The organism is Bacillus sp. 1735sda2 (genome assembly GCF_024159245.1).
Lineage (GTDB): Bacteria > Bacillota > Bacilli > Bacillales > Bacillaceae > Bacillus > Bacillus pumilus_O.
On sequence record NZ_JAMYWZ010000001.1, the window covers coordinates 557,302 to 577,777 of the forward strand.

Here is a 20,476-nt window from a genome sequence, read left to right on the forward strand (position 1 = left end):
TTCCTTTCTGATACAATCAAGATAGAATATATGTTCTTATATAGGGTGAGGAGTGATGAGGTTGAGTCAGAAAAGGAAGCTGCTTTTTTATGGGGCAATGAGTATCGATGGCTATTTAGCGAGAGAGGATCACCGGCTCGATTGGTTAATAGGGACAGAGGGCGAAGAAGATACGAACTATGATGACTTTTATGCGTCAGTTGATACGCTGATCATGGGGCGCAATACATATGAACAGGTTCTTCAGCTGTCACCAGATGAGTTTCCTTATGAAGGAAAGACTTGTTATATTATGTCACGTACTTTACAAGACAGTCTGAAAGGAACTCATATCATTCGTGAAGATATCTTATCATTTGTGAAAAAACTTAAATATGAAACAGGTCATCATATCTGGATTGTCGGCGGCGGGGAACTGCTGCAATCTTTCATAAAAGCAGGATTGGTTGATGAGCTTTACCTTCAAATCGTACCTGTCATGATTGGGAGAGGCATTCCTCTGTTTTCTCCAGTGGATATGGAAGCCAAGTTTTCATTGAAAGAAGTACGACAATATAAGCAAATAGCTGAAATGCATTTTATCTTAAAACAAGAGGATCACTGACCAGAGGTGGTCTTTTTTTATGAAACAAACTCGTTGACAATAAAATACCCTAGTGTTAGGATAAATTTATCCTAGTTTTAGGATTTCTTGAAAAAGGAGTAGTTGCCATGGTGCAGCATGAACATGATTTAGACTTAAGGCTATTCCGTGTGTGGATGAAAGCCTATCAAGCTCTTTTTACAAATATCCAAAAAGACATTGAACGTTATGATATCGGATTTGAAAACTTTCAGATCCTTGAATTGCTCTATAGTAAGGGGCCGCATCCCGTCCAAAAAATCAGCGACATCCTGTCAATCCCAAGTGGAAGCATGACTTATGTCGTGAACAAACTAGAAAAACAAGGGCTCGTGAAAAGGCAATGTGCGCCCTCTGATAAACGTGTATTTCATGTATTGTTGACGGAAAAAGGGAAGCAATTGTTTGACGATATTTTTCCTAAACACACAGATGTCATTTCACAAAACCTATCCTTTATAGAAAAAGAAGAAAAAGAACAGCTCATTGAATTACTAAAAAAAGTCGGGTTAGGTGCGAAACAACTTTACGAAAAGGGGAAACAAGATGACACTCAGCTTTGATACATTGGTACGTGAGAGAAGATCCGCATCAAATTTTTTGCCTAATATCTCGATTTCGAGAGAAGAGCTTAACAGCATATTTGAAGAAGTCAAAATGGCACCATCTGCTTTTAACTTACAGCACACACAATATGTTGTCGTCCAAACAGAGGGTCTTAAAGAACAAGTAAGAGAAGCCGCTTTTGGACAATATAAAGTGCATTCCGCCTCAGCAGCAATTATTGTACTGGGAGACCCAAAGGCTTATCAGCAAGCGGGGAACATCTATGAAGGTTTGAAAATGCTTGGCATTTTAAATAAGCAGCAATATGAAGAAATGGTCAGAGAGACGATGAGCTTTTATGAAAAGCGAGGAGCGGATTTTCAGAAAGAAGAGGCAATCCGCAATGCTTCATTATCTGCGATGCTATTTATGCTCGCCGCCAAAAACAAGGGCTGGGATACGTGCCCAATGATCGGTTTTGACCCTGATGTCATGAAAAAGGTGTTAAACATCGAGTCGGATTTGGTTCCTGTGTTAATGATCACACTCGGAAAAGAAAAAGTAGAGAGCAGACAAGCGAGAGGCTACAGAAAACCAGTCTCTGAATTCGTAACATACTTATAAGATAGGGGGTTCCACTCATGGAACTAGGAATTAGTACATTTGTAGAAACAACACCTGATTTTCAAACAGGAAAAACAGTCAGTCACGCACAGCGTATTCGAGAAGTAGTAGAAGAAATTATTTTAGCAGATCAAGTCGGCCTTGATGTATTTGGAGTAGGTGAGCATCATCGACAAGATTTTGCTGCATCGAATCCCGCTGTCGTCTTAGCGGCTGCGGCAACACAGACAAAGAATATCCGTCTGACAAGTGCAGTGACAGTCCTTTCATCAGCAGATCCTGTTCGTGTATTTCAGGATTTTGCAACCTTAGACGGACTATCAAACGGACGTGCAGAAATTATGGCAGGCCGTGGTTCATTTATTGAATCATTCCCGCTCTTTGGCTATGATCTGGACGACTATGAAGAATTATTTGAAGAAAAGCTTGATTTACTGCTCAAATTACAGCAGTCTGAGCGTGTCACATGGAGCGGAAAGCATCGCCCAGCAATTCAAGATGTCGGCGTATATCCAAGACCTGTTCAAGATCCACTTCCAATTTGGATCGGCAGTGGAGGAAACCGTGAATCTGTCGTACGCGCTGGATTATTGGGACTGCCTTTAGTACTTGCCATCATCGGTGGAAGTCCTAGACAGTTCGCGCCACTTGTACAACTTTACAAGCAAGCGGCAGCGCACGCTGGACATGATCCTGAGAAATTAACCGTGGCATCACATTCGCATGGATTTGTTGCGGAAGAAACTGATCTTGCAGCAGATCAATTTTTCCCTTCCACGCAGCATGTGATGAACACATTAGCAAGAGAGCGAGGCTGGGGCCCATATACTCGTTCTACATTTGATGCAGCGAGAACGTTAGAAGGCGCGCTGTATGTAGGAGATCCAGATGCAGTGGCAGAGAAAGTGATTCACCTTAGAAAAAATGTGGGAATTACTCGTTTTATGCTTCATGTACCGGTTGGTTCAATGCCGCATGATCAAGTATTAAAAGCCATTGAGTTATTTGGTAAAGAAGTCGCTCCTAAAGTAAGAGAAGAGGTTGCCCGCTGGGAAGCAGAGCAAGCATAACGAAAAAGGTCGATCAAGTGAATAGGCTTGATCGACCTTTTTGATGCTTAAGGATCAATAACACATGGTTTCACTGTAGGGCATGAAGCAGCAGAAGCAAGTGGTGTGGTCGTCAAGGTGAAGAGGAAAACAAGTTGAAAACAGATGAGCCATTTTTTCATGAAATCACCTCCGTTCACAATTGTTTGACGGAATGAGATGAGGAAAAAAGCATAGAAGTATAGAATACTCTCTATCCAACATAAGACAATCATATCATAATTTTCAAAAAAATGAAAAAATAACTTATAAAAGGACTAAATTATGGTATGGTTAATATGTTCAACAAAAAAAGGGAGGGATTTTTTTATGAAAAAGGTCATGTCTTCTGTTTTGGTTGGAGCAATTGTCTTAACGGGTGCTGGGGTCACAACTGCTCCAGTGGAAGCAAAGGAACAAACAAAAAGTGAAATAACGGTTCAGGCAAGTCGAACTGTCTCAGAAACAAGAACGTATACGACATCAAACATCCCATCAAGTATTACATATGCAAAGGATGGCTGGGTCGGTATTTTAAAACAATCGTCTATTGAAGAATTAGGATTAGGCAAATACAGAGTCACATTTACTGGAACGGTTGTACGTGATCCGGGATTTAATTAAATAAACGAAAAGCTGACAGGTGGACAAGCCTGTCAGCTTTTTTATTGCGGATAATAAAGGATCATTTGCAGCCTGACCATTTGTTCTCCAATTTGTTTATATGTATGAGTACGGTCTGCTTTAAAACGAATGGAGTCGCCGGTTTTTAAGCGATACTGTTCATCTCCAATGGATATATCAAGCGATCCCTCAAAAACGGTAATCAATTCCTCTGTCCCACCAATGTGTTCATTTGCATGTAGCGACCCGCCAGGATCAATTTCTACTCGGTACACTTCAAATTTCCCTCGATCATCAAAAGGAAAAGTCGTATATACGCGATATCTCCCGTCATCTTCCGTTAAAATCTGTGCATCCTCATGGCGTACTACTTTGATTTCAGGCTGTGGTGCATGGATGAGCTCACTAAAAGATACCTTTAATCCGTTCGCGATTTTCCACAAAGTCGTGATGGTAGGGGTTGATTCTCCTCTTTCAATTTGTCCAATCATGGTTTTGCTGACACCAGTTAATTCTGCCATCTTTTCGAGGCTTAATTTCTTTTGGTCTCTAAGAAGCCTCACATTTTTAGAAATAATCGATTGTACATCTTCCATGAAAAAAACTCCTTTCTCTATTTACTTTATAAAGACCAAACGTTACAATAAAGCGTAACATACGTAATAAAGTAATTAAAGTCTTAATAACGTACAAGGGAGGCGGCAACTTTGATTCTTTCTATGTTGATCTATGCTTTTGTGAGTAGCTTTACCCCAGGGCCAAACAATATCATGGCCATGGTGTTTACGAATAAATATGGGGTTAAGCAAACATTTCGTTTTTGTTTAGGTGTGGGTATCGGATTTCTCGTTATTTTGTGTTTGAGTTGCTTTTTTAATATCATTCTCTATCAAGTGATGCCGAAAATAGGCTGGGTCATGGCGTTCATCGGAGCTGCATACATGATTTATTTAGCGGTCAAAATCATGAAAAGTAAAGGCGGGGATGACGAAACACTTGATCGTTACAATCATTTTGTCCCTGGTATGATGCTGCAATTTATCAACCCAAAAGCGATTTTGTATGGATTGACCGTGATTTCAACATTTGTTTTGCCGTATGGACAATCTAATATGCAGTATGTCATATGGACGCTGATTCTTGCACTTATTGGTTTTCTCGGTACATTCAGCTGGAGCCTATTTGGCTCTTTGTATAAGCGTTTTTTGACTGCTTACGAAAGACCGTTCCAGTATGTCATGGGGCTGCTTCTAATATACAGTGCGGTTTCAATGGTATGGGGCTATGTCATGTAAGGTGTCAGAATCTTGGCCGCTGCCTGCCCATCACAACAGTATTGTAATAAAGTCCATCTGCCAGACGTTTATCATTTTTTAATACCCCTTCAATCAGAAAGCCATGGTGCTCATATAAGCGAATGGCTTTTTGGTTCGTTTCCAGCACTTCAAGTGATATCTTCTGAATGCCTTGCTGATCTGCCCAGTCAATAGAAGCGGCTAAAAGCTCTTTGCCAATGTGATAGCCCCAAACATCCTTTCGAATGGCGACGCCAAAAGTCACTTTGTGAGCAAAGCGTTTGAGTGAATGTCCCTCACATCTTGAGAAGCCAACAATGTCTCCTTCAATATCAGCGACCAAAAATAAATGCCTGCTTTGTTTGGTATCCTCTTGAATCAACACCTCAAAATCTTTTTCATGAAGAAAGGCTTCGCCTGGTTCACGGTCTAAATATTCTGTTTCACCATCGATTTTCAGCCTGAGCGCTGATAACTGCTTGGCATCGCCAATTGCAGCAGACCGAATACGATAGGTCAAGTCACGAACGGTGAATATGTTTTCAGCGATAATCATAGAACACAACCCTTCTTTTCGTTATGTCTATCATACCTGAAACGTGTAAATAGCAGGTGAAAGCTTTTAAGCCTGTCTTATAAAACATTATTTTTTAATCCAGCAGGCTCTGGCTGGATTCTCATGATTTAGACTGAGAACTTAAATAAGCTTCTCTCACAACTGTTAAAAAGTGCTCAGCGACGGTTGACGTTTCATCATGTCTCCATGAAACATATAAATTTACTCTTGGTGTCGTTTCTTGGATTTTTCTATAAACAACCCCTGAGCGTTTTACGCTTTCTACTGAGGATGGAACGACAGAAATTCCTATTCCTGCAGCAACTAAATTCACAATCGTATGCATTTGAATAGCTTCCTGAACTACGTTTAAACTTATGTTATTTTCCCAAAAGTAACTGATAATTAAATCGTAAAATGCAGCACCTAGATGACGCGGAAACATGATAAATGGTTCATTGGCTAATAAATGAATTGGAACTTTGGGAAATGAAGCTAAAGGATGGTTTTCTGGCAAAACCAAGCTTAATGATTCCTCACAACAGATTTCTGAGGTAAGTATCTTATTATTTTGGTTAGAACGAATAAATCCTATTTGAATTTCTTTCTTATGTAGTGCTTTTAACTGCTGTTCTGTAGCCATTTCACATAAGACAAGATGAATGTTAGGGAAACTTTCTCGAAACCTTTTAATAATATCAATCACCATATCAGTAGAATCAACGAAACCGATCGTTAAATGCCCTATTTTTCCGTCATCTGCAAGTTGTGTTGCTTTAATCGTTCTATCTACTTGAAGGAGCGTACGGCGGGCTTCTTCTAAAAATACTCTCCCCGAATCTGAAAGTTCAACCTGTCTTCTCGTTCTATGAAAAAGCGTAACACCTAACTGTTCTTCTAATTTGCGAATTTCTTGACTTAATGGAGGCTGTGCCATTTTAAGACGTTCAGCTGCTCGGCTAAAATTTAGTTCTTCAGCAACCATTATAAAATACCGTATTTGTCTCAAATCCATCTTTAAGCCCCCCCAGTAAATTTCATACTTGCTTATTGTGTAAAATATAATTATATAAAATATATATATATCTATCCGAATATATATATTATACATATTAACGGCCTCTTTTTATAATGAAAGTATTCTTTCAAAAGGGGGACGTTGTTATGAAGTATAGTAAACTTGGAAATAGTGGATTAACAATTAGTAAACTTGCATACGGAAATTGGATTAATCATGGTGGTAAGATAAATGAAGAAACTGCTCATGATTGTGTGAAAGCTGCTCTTGATGTTGGTATTACGACGTTTGATACTGCTGATGTTTATTCAGACACCAAGGCTGAAGAGATACTAGGCAGGTCTTTAAAAGGGATCCGGCGTGAAAGCATTGAACTTTGTACAAAAGTATGTCATCCAACCGGTACTGGGAAAAACGATAGAGGATTATCACGCAAGCATATCATGGAAAACTGTCATGCCTCTTTGCAACGTTTACAAACGGATTATATTGATATTTACTATGCACACAGGTTTGATCCAACTACGCCTCTGGAAGAAACGATGTTAGCTTTTGCTGATCTAGTAAGACAAGGAAAAGTGAACTATATTGGTGTAAGTGAGTGGACAGCAGAACAAATTACTCGAGGGGCAGTGCTTGCCCGAGAGCTAAATGTTCCTCTAATCGCCAGCCAACCTCAATACTCCATGTTATGGAGAATCATTGAAAGTGATGTAATACCGACCTGCCAGCGTGAAGGACTTGGGCAGGTCGTATGGTCGCCTTTGGCCCAGGGAATCCTTACTGGAAAGTATCTCCCTGGAAAATCACTTCCGACTAATTCACGTGCTAACTCAACTGCTGGAAAACCTTTTTTTAAAAACCTTGCTCAACGCTGGATGAATAATAACACCTTAGAGGCGATCCAAAAGCTTAAGCTTGTCGCACAAGAGGTTGATCTTACTCTCGCTCAGCTTGCGATAGCATGGGTACTGCAAAATCAGAACGTTTCTGCAGCCATTATCGGTGCTTCTAGTCCAGAACAGGTGAGGGAGAATGCTTTAGCATCTGAGGTGAAAATTGAAGCTGAATTGATGAATCAAATTGATGAAATTCTAGGTGATCTGGTCGAGTACGATCAGAGTAAAACAGGTTAAAGCTTTTAAGTCTATCTTATAGATCATTATTTTTTAATCCAGCCGACCTTGGCTGGATTTTCTTGTTGCTGTTTTCATGGGATCGCACACTCAGATGTTTTGTATTTGTCAAAAAGGCTAAATGAATAGTATCAAATGTGGAGGTGGAACAAATGAGTGAAGAAAAAGGACATATGGATAAAGCAAAAGGAAAAACAAATCAAGCCAAAGGTCAATTGAAAGAGAAGCTTGGCGAAGCAACAGATCATCAAAAACTGAAATCAGAAGGGAAAAAGGATCAAGCCAAAGGAAAGCTTCAAGATAAAAAAGGAGATTTGAAAAATCACCTGAACGAGTAAATTCGAATACAGGACACTGCTTCATGTCTCCCTCATGACATGTCTTTCATCAATAAAATGAATAGATGTGTGAAAAGAATTGATTATACGCGCTCACTATTATCATGTAGACTTATAACAGAAGACATGATCAAGGGAGATGGATGAGATGAAGCAAGTGTGGGAGAAAGTTGACGAGTATATCACAGACAAGTTGATTCCTAAAGATGATGTTTTGGAGCAAGCTCTTACTCATAATAAGCAAGCAGGTCTGCCAGAAATTGATGTGTCACCAGCTCAAGGGAAAATGCTTTATTTATTAGCAAAAACTAAGAATGCAAAGCGTATTTTAGAGATCGGGACACTCGGTGGATATAGTACCATTTGGTTGGCGCGTGCTCTTGAAGAGGATGGAGAACTCATCACTTTAGAGGCTGTCAGCCACCATGTACAGATAGCGCAGCAAAACATCAGCAGAGCGGGATTATCGGAACGGGTGAGCATTTTGCAAGGAAAGGCATTGGATACGCTACCTCAGTTAAAAGAGAGGGATGTGCTTCCATTCGATTTGATTTTCATTGATGCAGATAAACCGAACAACCCGAAATATCTAAAGTGGGCGTTGTATTTCTCTAAAAAGGGGACAGTCATTATTGCAGACAATGTCGTCAGAAATGGAGCAGTCCTTCATGACTTTGATGAGGATGAACGAGTGCAAGGAACTCGTGAATTTTTCAATTTACTCAAACAAGAGTCAAGAATAGAGGCTACAGCGATTCAAACTGTTGGTGAAAAGGGTTACGATGGATTTGTATACGGAATCGTCAAATGAAAAAAAGCTTAACCACATGCGGTTAAGCTTTTTCATTTAGAAAAACCATCTGGCAGTCCCCATCAGCATGACGCCTACAAGAACAGTAAGTGACAAGCTCTTTGTCCAAACGGCGATCACGACAGTCGGAACCAAGACAGCAAGGTACATCCAGTGAATGGTGACACCTGTTGTGGTATGAATGAACAAATGCTCTGCAATCAAAGCCGTAAAGATACAAATGGGAATAAACGATAACCACTTAAGCACCACTTCAGGCAGCTCGATACTTCGAACAAATATAAAGGGAACGACCCTTGGAATCACGGTGACAATCATACAGCCGAGAATGAGCCACATCATAAAACTACTAATCATTTATCTGTCACCACCCCAATGGTTGCGACAATCATGGTGGCTAACAGCACAGCCACGTGTGAGGGAACAAAGTGAAGCAGGACAAACATCGCAACGACCATATACAAAACAAGTGACAGACGATGGGTTAACTTACTTTTAGGCACAGTTTGTAAAGAAAGAACCAGCAGTGCAGCAAACATAGCGGAAAGGGCAAAATCAAGACCCAGTGCTTCAGGATTTGAAATCCAATGTCCAAAAATGCCGCCAAGTACACAGGCAGCAATCCAGCACAAATAAGCTGTTATGTTCAGCCCGTGCATCCACCGGTTATTTAGCTTTCCATGCTGAGCTAATTTATTCATGGCTACGCCAAAGGATTCATCAGTCAGCAATAGACCGAATCCGATATTTTGTTTTAAAGAGTAGCGTGTAAAATGAGGGGCCAGCGTCAGACTGAGTAATAAATGACGCAGATTCACAATAAATGTAGTGAGAATAATAGCGGAAAGGGGACTTCCCGTGACAAGCAGTGCACAGATAATAAACTGTGAAGCACCTGCATAAATAAAGATTGCTAGAAGTGCAATGTCCCATAAGCTCAACTGTGCACTAATTCCAACAATTCCAAAGGCAAACCCGATACTCATATAACCAAGTAGGGTTGGCACACAATCTTTTATTCCCTCGAGAAATGGTTCATGTTCCGTGCGGGGAATATGTTTTCTAGCTTCAATATCCAACGACCTCTACTCCTTTTCTGCATGACGACCTATAGTTTTAATTACTATATGAAAACGAATTCAGCATGTCAATAGCCGTTTATCTTCTATTATATGAAGAAAAAAGGTGCAAAAAGGATTGAAGTCAACCAGAATTTGTTATAAAGTATCAGAAAATAAAAATAATTGGAGTGACGACAATGCTGTGGAAACCTTTGTTTGAACATGATGTTCCAAATGCCCTCCGTCCATAACGGAGAGTGATCTCCGTTTGTGGATATGGTATTCAAAATATCCAATAACGGAGGGAAAATGATGAATGAAAAATATATAGGCGCCCTTTACCTAGCAATCGCAGCAAGTATTTGGGGCGGTATGTATGTTGTTGTCAAAGTCACAGTAGCGGTTGTCCCGCCACTTGAGCTCGTCTGGATGAGATATGCTATAGCAGGAATCTTTTTGGTGTTTACCATTTGGCGCTTGGGCTATTCCTTTCAATTAGATAAAAAAGATATCCCGCTTATGGTGTTGATTGGGCTGATCGGAAATTTCCTTTCAATCGTGACTCAAGAAATTGGGACGATGTATACCTCTGCACAAATGGGGGCTGTTATTACATCTGCAACTCCTGCGTTTATGGTGCTGTTTGCTTTCTTTCTATTAAAAGAAGCCATGACTGTTCGAAAGTGCGCATCCATCCTGCTTGCGACAGCAGGTGTATGGCTCATGATTGGACCAGTTGCAGTACAGACAGATGAATTTGTCGGTGGTCTTTCATTGGTCTTCGCTGCTTTAACATGGGCGCTGATGTCTGTTTTGCTCAAACGTGTTCCAGGAAAGTACCCTCAGGTGGTGACAACCACATATGCGATTATCATTGCATTTATTGTTTTAACACCGCCAGTATTATTTCGTTTACCTCACCTAGATGTGGAACAGATGGCAAGGCCGGAGATTTGGGGTGGTATTCTTTATCTAGGTATCATCTCAACAGCTCTAGCATTCTTTTTATGGAATCGAGGGCTTCAATTAATGGATGCCTCAAGCGGTGGGCTGTTCTTTTTCTTTCAACCGATCGTAGGTGCCATTCTTGGCTGGCTGCTTTTGGGAGAAGAAATGGGATTACGCTCATTCATTGGCATTCTATGTATCTTCGCAGGTGTCTATACTGTGCTGCGTCAAAAGGAATAAAAGAAGATGTCCCTTTTAATAGGGGCATCTTCTTTATAAATGAGAGAATGGAGGGGAATAGGATGATACAATTTCCACAATTACAAAAAGGACAAACAATTGGTGTCACAGCACCGTCCTCAGGTGTACAGCCATCTTTGCATGACATGTTTCGGCTTTCATGCGAACGAATGGAAAAAAGAGGCTATGATGTCGTATGTGGAGAGACAGTCTGGAAGCAGGAAAAGGCGAAATCCGCCCCTGCCGTAGAACGAGCAAAGGAGCTTCAGTACATGATGACATGTGATGAGATTGATCACATCATCCCGCCCTGGGGAGGGCAGCTTCTGATGGAAGTGCTAGAGCACCTTGATTTCTCATCAATGCAAAAAAAGTGGATTCTTGGTTATTCAGATACGAGTGCACTCCTGCTCGCGTTGACATTAAAAACAGGCATTGCTACTGCGCATGGGCCGAACCTAATAGACCTTCAGGGAGAAAATCTTGATCAAACGACTGTCATGTGGGAAGAAGTACTTTCAACAAAAGGGGAAATGAACATCAGCCAATATTCTTCATCTATGTATCAAAAGGAATGGCAGTTTGACAATCCGATTGAACATGTCTTTCATTTAACAGAACCGACCGTATGGCATACGGTTGATCGACAAGAAAAGATGATAAAGGGGAGACTGATGGGCGGCTGTATTGATGTCATTCGCCACTTAGCGGGGACGCCTTTCGGAGACGTCAAAGCTTTTCAAAAAACATTCTTAAAAGATGAGCCAATTCTCTGGTACTTCGAAAACTGCGAATTAAATGCTGCAAGCGTGAAGAGATCACTTGTTCAATTAAAACTAGCAGGATGGTTTGATCACTGTTCAGGTATGATGTATGGGCGAAGTGCAGTAGATGTGCCTGTGGAAGGTTATCAGTATCAGGATGTATATGAAGAATTGCATAAGGAATTACAAATCCCCATTTTTTACGATATAGATTGTGGGCATGTCCCGCCGCAAATGACACTGATTAATGGCGCATATGCAGAAGTACAGTTGCAATCTCATGGCAAAGCGGTCTTAAAGCAAGCATTTTTATCATAAGAAAAGGAAAGGGGGAATCCCTTTCCTTCCAGCGTGTAGACAAACCCTCGCATTCGGTGTCAGATCTGCGCTTCGGTGCTCACGAATGTTCAATTCGCTCCGCTCCGATGCTCGTCCTTCCTAGACTGCAAAGGTTTTCTATCACGCTGAAAAGAAGACAAAGGGCTAAAATCAAGATCATTTTAGCCCTTTGTCAACAATCTGAAAGGAAAGGGGGAATCCCTTTCCTTCATACATATAACATTACATCCCTTTTGTTTCCTCACCTGCTTTTGGAACTTCCCAAGCAGATTCGCGGAATACTTTCTCCCATTTTGATACGACAATACACGCAACGGCATGACCTGGAACATTCACACCTGTTCGTGCCATATCCATAATTCGATCGACACCGGCAATAATGGCGACGCCTTCTGCTGGGAGACCAACTGCATGTGCGGTTGCCAAAAGAACGACGAGTGAACCGGATGGCACCGCTGCAATCCCTTTACTCGTTAATACAAGAACAAGCATCATCAAAAGCTGCTGTGACAAACTCATGTCGACACCAAACGCTTGTGCAAGGAACACACAGGAAACCGATAAATATAAACTGGACCCATCACAATTGAGAGAAAGACCAGATGGAATGACAAAGGAGACAATTCTTTTCGGACAGCCGTATTTCTCCATTCGTGACATAAGCTGAGGAAGGACAGTTTCTGTACTTGTAGTAGAGAAGGCAACCAAGAACAAATCCCATATCATTTTTAACACTTCGAAGTAGTTAAAACGGAAGATCAGTGCGACTAGAGGGAACAAAGCAAAGAGAATAATGAATAATCCTAAAAATACAGTACCTACAAGCTTCATCATTGGGATTAATAACACAATGCCATATTGACCAACGGAAGCAGCCATTAATGCAAGCACTCCAATAGGTGCTGTCACCATGACCATCTGCGTTAGCTTAAACATAATTTGTGCCACTGATTCAAAGAAGGTGAGAACAGGAGCGGATGCCTTACCGATGCCGCTTGCGGCTACACCAAATAATATGGCGAAGAAAATGACAGCAAGTAAATCATTTTGTGCCATGACATCCACAATATTCGTTGGAATGATATCGAGTACCATTTGTTTAAAGTCCACGACTTTCTGAGTATAGCCATCTAATTCACCAATATCTTTCTTAGCTAATTTAGAGAAGTCGAGGCCAACGCCAGGCTTTAGAACATTAGCCAGCAATAGACCAATTCCTAGAACGATGGTTGTGATGACTTCAAACCAAATGATCGTCTTTAATCCAAGGCTGCCCATCTTCTTCATGCCACCACTGCCAGCTGCACCAATGACAATGGTAGAGAAAACGATAGGAACAACGATCATTTTAATCAATCGGATGAACCCATCTCCGATTGGCCTGAGGGCCATCCCGAAGTCAGGAAAGAAATGTCCGATAAGAGCTCCTATCACCAAAGCGACCATGATTTGAAAAGCGACGAACTTTTTCATCATCTCCTACCCCCTTTAAAAGTTTGGAAAATTTTAAGAATTTTCCAATAAATAAAAATTCTATGTGACCATGTTTTGTCCTCTTTTGGATTTAGAAAGATTTTATTTAAGAATCATTAGAATTATGAAGGAAGAGAAGAAAATAGGGCTATCGCATCTCTATTTATCTAAGAAAAAACAACTTCTTAAAAAACATGAAACTTTTTTAGAAAAATGTATTGACCCTTTTGTATGATCCATGGTATATTTTTATTCGTCGCTGATGACGTATTTGAAACAAAGACATTCAAACACATGCGGCAAACAAATTTTAAAAAGATGTTGACTTGATAAAAACGATATGTTAAGATAATTAAGTCGCCTGATTAAGCGCCCGTAGCTCAATTGGATAGAGCGTTTGACTACGGATCAAAAGGTTAGGGGTTCGACTCCTCTCGGGCGCGCCAATACAAACCACGCGGGTGTAGTTTAGTGGTAAAACCTCAGCCTTCCAAGCTGATGTCGTGAGTTCGATTCTCATCACCCGCTCCATTTTTTTGAAATATGACCTTTGAAAACTAAACAAGACAAAACGTACCTGTTAATTCGAGTTTTTATAAAAAAATCCTATGAAACATCATAGGTAGTCAGTCAAACGCTGACGAGGCAGGAAATGATCACATGCTAAGTTCGCTACATCGTGTAGCGACAACGCATGTGTGATATGCATCCTGCATACCTCGGAGAGTTTGATCCTGGCTCAGGACGAACGCTGGCGGCGTGCCTAATACATGCAAGTCGAGCGAACAGAAGGGAGCTTGCTCCCGGATGTTAGCGGCGGACGGGTGAGTAACACGTGGGTAACCCGCCTGTAAGACTGGGATAACTCCGGGAAACCGGAGCTAATACCGGATAGTTCCTTGAACCGCATGGTTCAAGGATGAAAGACGGTTTCGGCTGTCACTTACAGATGGACCCGCGGCGCATTAGCTAGTTGGTGGGGTAATGGCTCACCAAGGCGACGATGCGTAGCCGACCTGAGAGGGTGATCGGCCACACTGGGACTGAGACACGGCCCAGACTCCTACGGGAGGCAGCAGTAGGGAATCTTCCGCAATGGACGAAAGTCTGACGGAGCAACGCCGCGTGAGTGATGAAGGTTTTCGGATCGTAAAGCTCTGTTGTTAGGGAAGAACAAGTGCGAGAGTAACTGCTCGCACCTTGACGGTACCTAACCAGAAAGCCACGGCTAACTACGTGCCAGCAGCCGCGGTAATACGTAGGTGGCAAGCGTTGTCCGGAATTATTGGGCGTAAAGGGCTCGCAGGCGGTTTCTTAAGTCTGATGTGAAAGCCCCCGGCTCAACCGGGGAGGGTCATTGGAAACTGGGAAACTTGAGTGCAGAAGAGGAGAGTGGAATTCCACGTGTAGCGGTGAAATGCGTAGAGATGTGGAGGAACACCAGTGGCGAAGGCGACTCTCTGGTCTGTAACTGACGCTGAGGAGCGAAAGCGTGGGGAGCGAACAGGATTAGATACCCTGGTAGTCCACGCCGTAAACGATGAGTGCTAAGTGTTAGGGGGTTTCCGCCCCTTAGTGCTGCAGCTAACGCATTAAGCACTCCGCCTGGGGAGTACGGTCGCAAGACTGAAACTCAAAGGAATTGACGGGGGCCCGCACAAGCGGTGGAGCATGTGGTTTAATTCGAAGCAACGCGAAGAACCTTACCAGGTCTTGACATCCTCTGACAACCCTAGAGATAGGGCTTTCCCTTCGGGGACAGAGTGACAGGTGGTGCATGGTTGTCGTCAGCTCGTGTCGTGAGATGTTGGGTTAAGTCCCGCAACGAGCGCAACCCTTGATCTTAGTTGCCAGCATTTAGTTGGGCACTCTAAGGTGACTGCCGGTGACAAACCGGAGGAAGGTGGGGATGACGTCAAATCATCATGCCCCTTATGACCTGGGCTACACACGTGCTACAATGGACAGAACAAAGGGCTGCGAGACCGCAAGGTTTAGCCAATCCCATAAATCTGTTCTCAGTTCGGATCGCAGTCTGCAACTCGACTGCGTGAAGCTGGAATCGCTAGTAATCGCGGATCAGCATGCCGCGGTGAATACGTTCCCGGGCCTTGTACACACCGCCCGTCACACCACGAGAGTTTGTAACACCCGAAGTCGGTGAGGTAACCTTTATGGAGCCAGCCGCCGAAGGTGGGACAGATGATTGGGGTGAAGTCGTAACAAGGTAGCCGTATCGGAAGGTGCGGCTGGATCACCTCCTTTCTAAGGATATATGGAGCAGCGTGCGTTTTCGTCTTGTTTAGTTTTGAAGGATCATTCCTTCAAAACATGTCTCTAGCGAGACAGGATTGTTCTTTGAAAACTAGATAACAATAAGTAATACATTCACATTGAATGCAATGCAAAGTTCATCACACATAGTGATTCTTTCTAAAGTAAGAAATGGTTAAGTTAGAAAGGGCGCACGGTGGATGCCTTGGCACTAGGAGCCGATGAAGGACGGGACGAACACCGATATGCTTCGGGGAGCTGTAAGCAAGCTTTGATCCGGAGATTTCCGAATGGGGAAACCCACTGCTCGTAATGGAGTAGTATCCATACTTGAATACATAGAGTATGAGAAGGCATACCCGGGGAACTGAAACATCTAAGTACCCGGAGGAAGAGAAAGCAAATGCGATTCCCTGAGTAGCGGCGAGCGAAACGGGAACAGCCCAAACCAAGAGGCTTGCCTCTTGGGGTTGTAGGACACTCTATACGGAGTTACAAAGGAACGATATAAGCGAAGAGGTCTGGAAAGGCCCGCCAAAGAAGGTAACAGCCCTGTAACTGAAATGTTGTTCTCTCCAGAGTGGATCCTGAGTACGGCGGAACACGTGAAATTCCGTCGGAATCCGGGAGGACCATCTCCCAAGGCTAAATACTCCCTAGTGACCGATAGTGAACCAGTACCGTGAGGGAAAGGTGAAAAGCACCCCGGAAGGGGAGTGAAATAGATCCTGAAACCGTGTGCCTACAAGTAGTCAGAGCCCGTTAAAGGGTGATGGCGTGCCTTTTGTAGAATGAACCGGCGAGTTACGATCCCGTGCAAGGTTAAGCAGAAGATGCGGAGCCGCAGCGAAAGCGAGTCTGAATAGGGCGCATGAGTACGTGGTCGTAGACCCGAAACCAGGTGATCTACCCATGTCCAGGGTGAAGTTCAGGTAACACTGAATGGAGGCCCGAACCCACGCACGTTGAAAAGTGCGGGGATGAGGTGTGGGTAGGGGTGAAATGCCAATCGAACCTGGAGATAGCTGGTTCTCTCCGAAATAGCTTTAGGGCTAGCCTCAAGGTAAGAGTCTCGGAGGTAGAGCACTGATTGGACTAGGGGCCCCTACCGGGTTACCGAATTCAGTCAAACTCCGAATGCCGATGACTTATCCTTGGGAGTCAGACTGCGAGTGATAAGATCCGTAGTCGAAAGGGAAACAGCCCAGACCGCCAGCTAAGGTCCCAAAGTATACGTTAAGTGGAAAAGGATGTGGAGTTGCTTAGACAACCAGGATGTTGGCTTAGAAGCAGCCACCATTTAAAGAGTGCGTAATAGCTCACTGGTCGAGTGACTCTGCGCCGAAAATGTACCGGGGCTAAACGTATCACCGAAGCTGCGGACTGTTCTAACGAACAGTGGTAGGAGAGCGTTCTAAGTGCTGTGAAGTCAGACCGGAAGGACTGGTGGAGCGCTTAGAAGTGAGAATGCCGGTATGAGTAGCGAAAGACGGGTGAGAATCCCGTCCACCGAATGCCTAAGGTTTCCTGAGGAAGGCTCGTCCGCTCAGGGTTAGTCGGGACCTAAGCCGAGGCCGAAAGGCGTAGGCGATGGACAACAGGTTGATATTCCTGTACCACCTCCTCACCATTTGAGCAATGGGGGGACGCAGGAGGATAGGGTAAGCGCGGTATTGGATATCCGCGTCCAAGCAGTTAGGCTGGGAAATAGGCAAATCCGTTTCCCGTGAAGGCTGAGCTGTGATGGCGAGCGAAATTTAGTAGCGAAGTTCCTGATTCCACACTGCCAAGAAAAGCCTCTAGCGAGGTGAGAGGTGCCCGTACCGCAAACCGACACAGGTAGGCGAGGAGAGAATCCTAAGGTGATCGAGAGAACTCTCGTTAAGGAACTCGGCAAAATGACCCCGTAACTTCGGGAGAAGGGGTGCTTCTTAGGGTGTTAAAGCCCCGAGAAGCCGCAGTGAATAGGCCCAGGCGACTGTTTAGCAAAAACACAGGTCTCTGCGAAGCCGTAAGGCGAAGTATAGGGGCTGACGCCTGCCCGGTGCTGGAAGGTTAAGAGGAGCGCTTAGCGTAAGCGAAGGTGCGAATTGAAGCCCCAGTAAACGGCGGCCGTAACTATAACGGTCCTAAGGTAGCGAAATTCCTTGTCGGGTAAGTTCCGACCCGCACGAAAGGCGCAACGATCTGGGCACTGTCTCAACGAGAGACTCGGTGAAATTATAGTACCTGTGAAGATGCAGGTTACCCGCGACAGGACGGAAAGACCCCGTGGAGCTTTACTGCAGCCTGATATTGAATGTTGGTACAGCTTGTACAGGATAGGTAGGAGCCTTGGAAACCGGAGCGCTAGCTTCGGTGGAGGCATCGGTGGGATACTACCCTGGCTGTATTGACCTTCTAACCCGCTGCCCTTATCGGGCAGGGAGACAGTGTCAGGTGGGCAGTTTGACTGGGGCGGTCGCCTCCTAAAATGTAACGGAGGCGCCCAAAGGTTCCCTCAGAATGGTTGGAAATCATTCGCAGAGTGTAAAGGCACAAGGGAGCTTGACTGCGAGACCTACAAGTCGAGCAGGGACGAAAGTCGGGCTTAGTGATCCGGTGGTTCCGCATGGAAGGGCCATCGCTCAACGGATAAAAGCTACCCCGGGGATAACAGGCTTATCTCCCCCAAGAGTCCACATCGACGGGGAGGTTTGGCACCTCGATGTCGGCTCATCGCATCCTGGGGCTGTAGTCGGTCCCAAGGGTTGGGCTGTTCGCCCATTAAAGCGGTACGCGAGCTGGGTTCAGAACGTCGTGAGACAGTTCGGTCCCTATCCGTCGCGGGCGCAGGAAATTTGAGAGGAGCTGTCCTTAGTACGAGAGGACCGGGATGGACGCACCGCTGGTGTACCAGTTGTTCTGCCAAGGGCATCGCTGGGTAGCTATGTGCGGACGGGATAAGTGCTGAAAGCATCTAAGCATGAAGCCCCCCTCAAGATGAGATTTCCCATTCCGCAAGGAAGTAAGATCCCTGAAAGATGATCAGGTTGATAGGTCTGAGGTGGAAGCGTGGTGACACGTGGAGCTGACAGATACTAATAGATCGAGGACTTAACCTATATTCTATTGTGAAGTTTGAACATTGTTATCTAGTTTTGAGAGAACATTCTCTCCATCAGGTTTGGTGGCGATAGCGAAGAGGTCACACCCGTTCCCATACCGAACACGGAAGTTAAGCTCTTCAGCGCCGATGGTAGTTGGGGGTCTCCCCCTGTGAGAGTAGGACGCCGCCAAGCTTGTTATTTATATTTATATCGTCGCGGGGTGGAGCAGTTCGGTAGCTCGTCGGGCTCATAACCCGAAGGTCGCAGGTTCAAATCCTGCCCCCGCAACCAAATTGGTCCGGTAGTTCAGTTGGTTAGAATGCCTGCCTGTCACGCAGGAGGTCGCGGGTTCGAGTCCCGTCCGGACCGCCATTTTTATGACTTGTAAACGAAAACGTATAGTTTCGTTTTTTTTTATGTCTTTTTCTTTTTATACGTATCCAAGATATATTGAAAGGCTTTATGTTTGGCTACATGTTATGTAAAAAGAAAAGATAGATCACTTCAACCCAGCCTGGTTTTTTCATACCAGGCTTTCTTTATATCATTTTTCATTGAAACTGAAACTCATATTGGCTTACACTAATACTAATTATTTCTGACATCGTGTCTACTCAATCATTTGATTGCATGAAGGGGCTGTCTTTTTATGAATGAATTTGATCTTATTCGCCGAATTACACCAACAGAAACACATCAGCGTTCTTTGGTTATGGGCATCGGTGATGATGCAAGTGTTTATCAACCTCATTCACATTGTGAAGAGGTCGTTTGTGTTGATACAATGGTGGAACATGTTCATTTTCGCTTTGATTTTTCCACACCTTTTGAGATTGGCTTTAAAGCACTAGCGGTCAATGTCAGTGATATCGCCGCAATGGGAGGAGCTCCAAAGTATTATCTTGTTTCAATTGCTATCCCACCTCATGGTGATGAGACGGTCGTGTCAGCTCTTTATGAGGGAATGAAAGCATTGGCTGATACTTATCAAATGGATTTGATTGGTGGAGATACGGTTGCCACTCACAGTGACTTTGTCATTACAGTGACAGTCATTGGCGAGGTACCAAAAGGGAAAGCTTGTTATCGTCACAGTGCTCAGACAGGAGACATCGTCTTTGTCACAGGTGAGCTTGGTTCATCCGCTGCGGGCTTATCACTTTTAATGAACGAATTAGACTCTCCCAAGGCAGTCGACACAGCCTTTTTTCTAGAGCGTCATAAAAAACCTCAGCCTCACATTGCAGCTGGTCTCATTTGCTCAAGTTACCCGCGGGTCTCCTTAAATGATGTGAGTGATGGATTAGCGAGTGAGCTGAATGAGATAGCCGAAGCGAGTCATGTGACGATAGAGATAGATGCAAATAAGCTCCCCATACATCCAGATTTACCAGTCCTGCGTAAAGACTGGCTGGAATGGGTGTTATTTGGTGGGGAAGACTTTGTATTAACTGGTACAATTCCACAGGCTGATTGGGATAGCTTTGAAATGCAATGTAGAAAAAAAGACATTCAAGTCAAACGTATTGGACAAGTCAAAGATGATCAGGCAGCAAGCGTTCTATTAAAAGACAATGAACAGCAAACAATGTTAATGAAAAAAGGATATAATCATTTTAAGAAATGAGGT

18 protein-coding genes, 4 tRNA genes and 3 rRNA genes are annotated in these 20,476 nt (G+C 43.7%); 19 read left to right on the forward strand and 6 right to left on the reverse strand.

Translation table 11 applies throughout. The annotated features are described in order from the left end of the window. Window positions 1-61: 61 nt before the first annotated feature. The 5 genes from NKR21_RS02750 (at window position 62) to NKR21_RS02770 (ending at window position 3,504) form a co-directional block, all read left to right on the forward strand. The gene (locus NKR21_RS02750) at window positions 62-604 is read left to right on the forward strand and encodes a dihydrofolate reductase family protein (RefSeq protein WP_391509405.1); all 543 of its coding nucleotides are present in this window, start codon (window positions 62-64) and stop codon (window positions 602-604) included. Between the two features lie 107 nt (window positions 605-711). Beyond that, window positions 712-1,185, forward strand: coding sequence for a MarR family winged helix-turn-helix transcriptional regulator (locus tag NKR21_RS02755; RefSeq protein WP_144456931.1), 474 nt, complete (start codon window positions 712-714; stop codon window positions 1,183-1,185). Continuing rightward, the gene (locus tag NKR21_RS02760) at window positions 1,169-1,792 is read left to right on the forward strand and encodes a nitroreductase family protein (protein WP_088000227.1); all 624 of its coding nucleotides are present in this window, start codon (window positions 1,169-1,171) and stop codon (window positions 1,790-1,792) included. Before NKR21_RS02755 ends, NKR21_RS02760 begins: the two co-directional genes overlap by 17 nt. 17 nt (window positions 1,793-1,809) lie before the next feature. Beyond that, complete coding sequence (locus NKR21_RS02765; protein ID WP_144456929.1) at window positions 1,810-2,862, forward strand: LLM class flavin-dependent oxidoreductase; 1,053 nt, start codon at window positions 1,810-1,812, stop codon at window positions 2,860-2,862. A gap of 348 nt (window positions 2,863-3,210) precedes the next feature. Next, window positions 3,211-3,504 carry a hypothetical protein gene (locus NKR21_RS02770; RefSeq protein ID WP_088000229.1) on the forward strand — a complete coding sequence of 98 codons (294 nt, stop codon included), beginning with the start codon at window positions 3,211-3,213 and terminating at the stop codon, window positions 3,502-3,504. Window positions 3,505-3,545: 41 nt separating this feature from the next. On the opposite strand, the gene NKR21_RS02775 is transcribed toward NKR21_RS02770, so the two are convergent. Continuing rightward, a complete protein-coding gene (locus tag NKR21_RS02775; RefSeq protein ID WP_088000231.1) occupies window positions 3,546-4,100 on the reverse strand; it encodes a helix-turn-helix domain-containing protein in 555 nt (184 codons plus the stop codon). Between the two features lie 111 nt (window positions 4,101-4,211). Between NKR21_RS02775 and NKR21_RS02780 the strand changes: the two genes are divergently transcribed. Next, window positions 4,212-4,799 carry a LysE family transporter gene (locus tag NKR21_RS02780; protein WP_012009044.1) on the forward strand — a complete coding sequence of 196 codons (588 nt, stop codon included), beginning with the start codon at window positions 4,212-4,214 and terminating at the stop codon, window positions 4,797-4,799. 4 nt (window positions 4,800-4,803) lie between these two features. Here the strand turns inward: NKR21_RS02780 and NKR21_RS02785 are convergent, their stop codons facing one another. Then, the gene (locus tag NKR21_RS02785; protein WP_144456926.1) at window positions 4,804-5,355 is read right to left on the reverse strand and encodes a GNAT family N-acetyltransferase; all 552 of its coding nucleotides are present in this window, start codon (window positions 5,353-5,355) and stop codon (window positions 4,804-4,806) included. Between the two features lie 121 nt (window positions 5,356-5,476). Next, complete coding sequence (locus tag NKR21_RS02790) at window positions 5,477-6,370, reverse strand: LysR substrate-binding domain-containing protein (RefSeq protein WP_144456924.1); 894 nt, start codon at window positions 6,368-6,370, stop codon at window positions 5,477-5,479. A gap of 149 nt (window positions 6,371-6,519) precedes the next feature. On the opposite strand from NKR21_RS02790, the gene NKR21_RS02795 reads away from it, so the two are divergent. The 3 genes from NKR21_RS02795 (at window position 6,520) to NKR21_RS02805 (ending at window position 8,658) form a co-directional block, all read left to right on the forward strand. Next, entirely contained in the window at window positions 6,520-7,509 is a 990-nt protein-coding gene (locus tag NKR21_RS02795; protein ID WP_144456922.1) for an aldo/keto reductase family protein, read from the forward strand. Window positions 7,510-7,661: 152 nt separating this feature from the next. Continuing rightward, the gene (locus NKR21_RS02800) at window positions 7,662-7,847 is read left to right on the forward strand and encodes a CsbD family protein (protein WP_012009048.1); all 186 of its coding nucleotides are present in this window, start codon (window positions 7,662-7,664) and stop codon (window positions 7,845-7,847) included. Between the two features lie 148 nt (window positions 7,848-7,995). Then, entirely contained in the window at window positions 7,996-8,658 is a 663-nt protein-coding gene (locus tag NKR21_RS02805) for an O-methyltransferase (RefSeq protein WP_012009049.1), read from the forward strand. Window positions 8,659-8,694: 36 nt separating this feature from the next. Here the strand turns inward: NKR21_RS02805 and NKR21_RS02810 are convergent, their stop codons facing one another. Both NKR21_RS02810 and NKR21_RS02815 read right to left on the reverse strand, forming a co-directional pair. Further along, window positions 8,695-9,015 carry an AzlD domain-containing protein gene (locus tag NKR21_RS02810; RefSeq protein ID WP_003214160.1) on the reverse strand — a complete coding sequence of 107 codons (321 nt, stop codon included), beginning with the start codon at window positions 9,013-9,015 and terminating at the stop codon, window positions 8,695-8,697. Next, a complete protein-coding gene (locus NKR21_RS02815; RefSeq protein ID WP_012009050.1) occupies window positions 9,012-9,737 on the reverse strand; it encodes an AzlC family ABC transporter permease in 726 nt (241 codons plus the stop codon). Before NKR21_RS02815 ends, NKR21_RS02810 begins: the two co-directional genes overlap by 4 nt. Window positions 9,738-10,031: 294 nt before the next feature. Between NKR21_RS02815 and NKR21_RS02820 the strand changes: the two genes are divergently transcribed. Together NKR21_RS02820 and NKR21_RS02825 are read left to right on the forward strand one after the other, a co-directional pair. Next, entirely contained in the window at window positions 10,032-10,907 is an 876-nt protein-coding gene (locus tag NKR21_RS02820) for a DMT family transporter (protein WP_144456920.1), read from the forward strand. A 62-nt stretch (window positions 10,908-10,969) separates the two neighbouring features. Continuing rightward, on the forward strand, window positions 10,970-11,989 hold the full coding sequence (locus NKR21_RS02825) for a S66 family peptidase (protein WP_144456918.1): 1,020 nt from the start codon (window positions 10,970-10,972) through the stop codon (window positions 11,987-11,989). 243 nt (window positions 11,990-12,232) lie between these two features. Here NKR21_RS02825 and gltP read toward each other — a convergent pair whose 3' ends face one another. After that, complete coding sequence (gene gltP / locus NKR21_RS02830; RefSeq protein WP_144456916.1) at window positions 12,233-13,483, reverse strand: glutamate-aspartate/proton symporter GltP; 1,251 nt, start codon at window positions 13,481-13,483, stop codon at window positions 12,233-12,235. 369 nt (window positions 13,484-13,852) lie between these two features. Between gltP and NKR21_RS02835 the strand changes: the two genes are divergently transcribed. The 8 genes from NKR21_RS02835 to thiL all read left to right on the forward strand — a co-directional run bounded on the left by NKR21_RS02835 (window position 13,853) and on the right by thiL (window position 20,473). Next, window positions 13,853-13,929 (forward strand) — tRNA-Arg (locus tag NKR21_RS02835). Between the two features lie 11 nt (window positions 13,930-13,940). After that, a tRNA-Gly gene (locus tag NKR21_RS02840) sits at window positions 13,941-14,014 on the forward strand. A gap of 185 nt (window positions 14,015-14,199) precedes the next feature. After that, window positions 14,200-15,748: ribosomal RNA gene (locus NKR21_RS02845) — 16S ribosomal RNA — on the forward strand. Window positions 15,749-15,930: 182 nt separating this feature from the next. Further along, window positions 15,931-18,861 (forward strand): 23S ribosomal RNA (locus tag NKR21_RS02850). A gap of 61 nt (window positions 18,862-18,922) precedes the next feature. Beyond that, window positions 18,923-19,038, forward strand: a 5S ribosomal RNA gene (gene rrf, locus NKR21_RS02855). The 16S, 23S and 5S rRNA genes sit together here with 4 tRNA genes alongside, the layout of an rRNA operon. A gap of 22 nt (window positions 19,039-19,060) precedes the next feature. Next, a tRNA-Met gene (locus NKR21_RS02860) sits at window positions 19,061-19,137 on the forward strand. Between the two features lie 4 nt (window positions 19,138-19,141). Further along, window positions 19,142-19,218, forward strand: a tRNA-Asp gene (locus tag NKR21_RS02865). Between the two features lie 277 nt (window positions 19,219-19,495). After that, entirely contained in the window at window positions 19,496-20,473 is a 978-nt protein-coding gene (thiL, locus tag NKR21_RS02870; RefSeq protein ID WP_144456910.1) for a thiamine-phosphate kinase, read from the forward strand. The last annotated feature ends 3 nt before the right edge of the window (window positions 20,474-20,476 follow it).

What these genes read in the sequence shown, in the direction of transcription:
- thiL (WP_144456910.1), top strand. Translation starts at nt 19,496, where the DNA reads ATGAATGAATTTGATCTTATTCGCCGAATTACACCAACAGAAACACAT.
- NKR21_RS02795 (WP_144456922.1), top strand. Translation starts at nt 6,520, where the DNA reads ATGAAGTATAGTAAACTTGGAAATAGTGGATTAACAATTAGTAAACTT.
- gltP (WP_144456916.1), bottom strand. Translation starts at nt 13,483, where the DNA reads ATGAAAAAGTTCGTCGCTTTTCAAATCATGGTCGCTTTGGTGATAGGA.
- NKR21_RS02785 (WP_144456926.1), bottom strand. Translation starts at nt 5,355, where the DNA reads ATGATTATCGCTGAAAACATATTCACCGTTCGTGACTTGACCTATCGT.
- NKR21_RS02765 (WP_144456929.1), top strand. Translation starts at nt 1,810, where the DNA reads ATGGAACTAGGAATTAGTACATTTGTAGAAACAACACCTGATTTTCAA.
- NKR21_RS02820 (WP_144456920.1), top strand. Translation starts at nt 10,032, where the DNA reads ATGAATGAAAAATATATAGGCGCCCTTTACCTAGCAATCGCAGCAAGT.
- NKR21_RS02790 (WP_144456924.1), bottom strand. Translation starts at nt 6,370, where the DNA reads ATGGATTTGAGACAAATACGGTATTTTATAATGGTTGCTGAAGAACTA.
- NKR21_RS02755 (WP_144456931.1), top strand. Translation starts at nt 712, where the DNA reads ATGGTGCAGCATGAACATGATTTAGACTTAAGGCTATTCCGTGTGTGG.
- NKR21_RS02805 (WP_012009049.1), top strand. Translation starts at nt 7,996, where the DNA reads ATGAAGCAAGTGTGGGAGAAAGTTGACGAGTATATCACAGACAAGTTG.
- NKR21_RS02800 (WP_012009048.1), top strand. Translation starts at nt 7,662, where the DNA reads ATGAGTGAAGAAAAAGGACATATGGATAAAGCAAAAGGAAAAACAAAT.
- NKR21_RS02775 (WP_088000231.1), bottom strand. Translation starts at nt 4,100, where the DNA reads ATGGAAGATGTACAATCGATTATTTCTAAAAATGTGAGGCTTCTTAGA.
- NKR21_RS02770 (WP_088000229.1), top strand. Translation starts at nt 3,211, where the DNA reads ATGAAAAAGGTCATGTCTTCTGTTTTGGTTGGAGCAATTGTCTTAACG.
- NKR21_RS02825 (WP_144456918.1), top strand. Translation starts at nt 10,970, where the DNA reads ATGATACAATTTCCACAATTACAAAAAGGACAAACAATTGGTGTCACA.
- NKR21_RS02810 (WP_003214160.1), bottom strand. Translation starts at nt 9,015, where the DNA reads ATGATTAGTAGTTTTATGATGTGGCTCATTCTCGGCTGTATGATTGTC.
- NKR21_RS02760 (WP_088000227.1), top strand. Translation starts at nt 1,169, where the DNA reads ATGACACTCAGCTTTGATACATTGGTACGTGAGAGAAGATCCGCATCA.